Raw genomic sequence first — 3,144 nt, 5'->3', positions numbered from 1 at the left:
CGACAAGATCGGCCAGCTCAATCCGCTCAAGCGCCCCGGCCAGCCGCACGAGCTCGCGGCAATGGGATTGTTCCTGGCGAGCGACGAGGCGTCGTACGTCAACGGCCAGGCCTTTCCGGTCGACGGCGGCCTCACCGCGTCGATGCCGTACACGGGCAAGCCGGTTTGACGCTCGCGTGCCCCGGATGCAGCGCAGCGCGCCAGCGATGCGCTGCTGAGCCGCGGCCCATGCTTCCCGACGACGCGACCGGAGTAGGTCCCGGCTCCGCGGCGCAGCGTTACACGCTGCACCGCGTCCGGGACACGATACTTTACGTGTGGCACCTCACCGTTCCCAGCATCATCAGGACAAAATCCCAAAGCTGATCTGCCCAACGGCACCAGCGATTCTTTTTTCCTCGAAAACAACCCCATGCAAAGTAGGATCGCGCCGTGTGCTACGGGCAGGTGATTTGCCCGACGGGCACCGCCGTTGGTATGGTTCGTGCACGCGGCTGAGCCGCCCACCTCTCCTTTTCCCAAGAACCAGACAATGCCAGGCCAAAGACCCGACCGTATTCGCAAACTGCTCGCCGACCTCGTCGCCTTCGACACCGTGAGCGACCGCTCGAACCTGCCTCTGATCGCCTATATCGAGAGCTATCTTGCCTCCTTCGGCGTCAGCGGACAGCGGATCGTGGATGTGACCGGGCAGAAGGCCTCGCTCTGGGTCACCATTGGCCCTGAGGACCGCGCCGGCCTCGTGCTGTCGGGTCATACCGACGTCGTGCCCGTCGTAGGCCAGACATGGACCCACGATCCGTTCAAGCTGATCGAGCGCGACGGCCGCCTCTACGGACGTGGCACCACCGACATGAAAGGCTTCGTCGCCGTGTGCCTTGCCATGGTGCCCGAGATGGTTGAGGCGAAGCTGACCACGCCGATCCATCTTGCGATCTCCTATGACGAGGAGATCGGCTGCATCGGCGTGCGACCGATGCTGCGCGAGGTTGCCAAGAAGCCGCTGCGGCCACTAGGCTGCTTCGTCGGCGAGCCCACCGAGATGAAAATCATCATCGGTCACAAGGGCAAGCACGGCGTACGCGCGACCTTCAAGGGTCTCGCCCGCCACTCCTCGATTGCCCCCGATGGCGTCAACGCCATCGAATATGCGGCCCAGCTGATCACCGAGATTCGCCGCCGAGCCGTCCAGCTTGCCGCAAAGGCGGAGCAGAACAGCCTCTACGACGTCCCGCACGCAACGCTGCTGACGAGCATCGTGCATGGCGGTGCCGCGCTCAACATCGTGCCGGATACCTGCACCGTCGAGTTCGAATGCCGCGGGCTCGGCATCACCGAGTCACGAGAGGTGACGGATGCGATCATCGCCTGGGCCAAGGCCGAGATCGAGCCGGCGATGAAGAAACGCCACCCGGAATGCGGCATCGATTTCGAGGAGATCCTCGACTATCCCGCCCTCGACATGCAGGCGGACGATGCCATCGTCACGCTCGCCAAGAAGCTCGCCGGCCGCAACGACCACGCCAAGGTCGCCTTCGGCACCGAGGCGAGCCTGTTCGTCAGCATCGCCGACATCCCATCGGTGGTGGTCGGCCCAGGCTCGATCGCCCAGGCGCACACGCCGGACGAGTTCGTCGAGATGGCGGAGCTGGAGAAGTGCGCGGGGTTCGTCGAGCGGCTGATCGCGCATTGCGCCAGAAGTTAACCGTACGCCATGAGCTGGAATCAATCCGAAGTCATCGAAGCACGCCGATCAATCCTCGAAACTGCCCGACGGGTGCTATCAGGCCGGACTTCTTCTATCGAGGGAGCGCGGATCATCGCTAGCCGCCGCTTCAAGGCAAGGCTCGAAGATGATCCTGACATTCTGCCCTTCGTCGGAATCGATTCCGAGACCGAAGCGCTTCCGTTTGGCAGCGATCGAATCCATTGGCAAGCGCAAGCGCTGTCTGAACTTAAGTCGAAGATCGACGAGGCTGAAGCTTGGGCCCGCAACTTTGCGGCGAGCCATTGTCAAAAACTCCTGGCGCGCGAGATCACCCTTCTTAGCTGTCCTGATTAGACCCCATACCCCGCATGAGCGAACGACATGCGAGACTAGCTCCCAGGATGTCGCTGCTCTCATCCGGGCTTTAGCACTATGTCCGCGGAACGGATATCGTGTCCCGGATGCGGTGCGGCACGAAGTGACGCGCCGCAGAGCCGGGACCCAGAAGGATTGGCGGCGCCGTCCGAATATGCAATCTTAGGTCGCATGTCTTGAGCATCGGCTGCATGGAAATGCCCTTCTTCGTTTACATCCTCGCAAGCAAGCGAAACGGCACCCTCTATGTCGGAGTTACGAACGATCTCGTTCGCCGAATGACCGAGCACAAAGCCAAGCTCGTACCTGGCTTCACACGGCAGCATGACGTGACTTTGCTGGTTTACTTCGAGTCCTTTGCTTCAGTGCTCGAAGCGCGGTCGCGCGAACATTCGCTGAAGCGTTGGCGGCGCGCCTGGAAGCTCAAATTAGTCGAGCAACTCAATCCGGATTGGCGCGATCTCACGGATGAGCTGAATTTCCTGGTGACGTGACTGGGTCCCGGCTCTGCGGAGCAGCACTTCGTGCTGCACCGCGTCCGGGACACGCGAGTTCGCACCAAGAAGAAAGGCACGGCTTCTTCGTCCGCGCCTTCCCATTCCCTACACCGCACCCGCCTTCTGCGCGTATTCCCATGATGCCTTCGACAGCGGCACGGTGCGCTTGGCGGATTCGAGCGCTCTTGCATTCGCGGCAGTGCCGTCACGGATCCGGCCTGCGATTCCTTGCGTGATGCCGGCGAGACGGAAGAGATTGTAGGAGAAGTACCAGTTGAGATCGGGCACGCTCATCCCGGTCGCATTGCAATAGATCTGCGCCGCCTCTTCGAGGCTCGGAATGTTGAGCGCCTTGATGTCGGCGCCTTCCAGGCCCGGCATGATCCACTGCATCAACAGATAAGTGAAGTCGGCCATGGGATCGCCGAGCGTCGACAGCTCCCAATCCAGCACGGCCTGCACGCGCGGTTCCGTCGCGTGGAAAATCATGTTGTCGAGCCGGTAGTCCCCGTGAACAATCGAGACGCGCGCCTGCTCCGGCACGGTGCGCGGCAGCCATTCGGC

5 protein-coding genes are annotated in these 3,144 nt (G+C 62.1%); 4 read left to right on the top strand and 1 reads right to left on the bottom strand.

Annotated elements, in window-relative coordinates; genetic code table 11:
- From Q2941_RS51080 to Q2941_RS51065, 4 genes are all read left to right on the top strand, one after another.
- Positions 1–169: SDR family oxidoreductase (locus Q2941_RS51080; RefSeq protein WP_458197464.1), on the top strand; the 169-nt coding region annotated here is incomplete at its 5' end.
- A gap of 363 nt (positions 170–532) precedes the next feature.
- Complete coding sequence (gene argE / locus Q2941_RS51075; protein ID WP_458197463.1) at positions 533–1,705, top strand: acetylornithine deacetylase; 1,173 nt, start codon at positions 533–535, stop codon at positions 1,703–1,705.
- Between the two features lie 9 nt (positions 1,706–1,714).
- Positions 1,715–2,062, top strand: coding sequence for a hypothetical protein (locus tag Q2941_RS51070; protein ID WP_458197462.1), 348 nt, complete (start codon positions 1,715–1,717; stop codon positions 2,060–2,062).
- A gap of 212 nt (positions 2,063–2,274) precedes the next feature.
- Positions 2,275–2,577, top strand: coding sequence for a GIY-YIG nuclease family protein (locus tag Q2941_RS51065; RefSeq protein WP_254113130.1), 303 nt, complete (start codon positions 2,275–2,277; stop codon positions 2,575–2,577).
- 108 nt (positions 2,578–2,685) lie between these two features.
- On the opposite strand, the gene Q2941_RS51060 is transcribed toward Q2941_RS51065, so the two are convergent.
- Positions 2,686–3,144: phosphotransferase (locus Q2941_RS51060; RefSeq protein WP_458197461.1), on the bottom strand; the 459-nt coding region annotated here is incomplete at its 5' end.

Source organism: Bradyrhizobium sp. UFLA05-153 (assembly GCF_054185185.1).
This window is presented reverse-complemented; position numbering and strand designations above follow the sequence as displayed.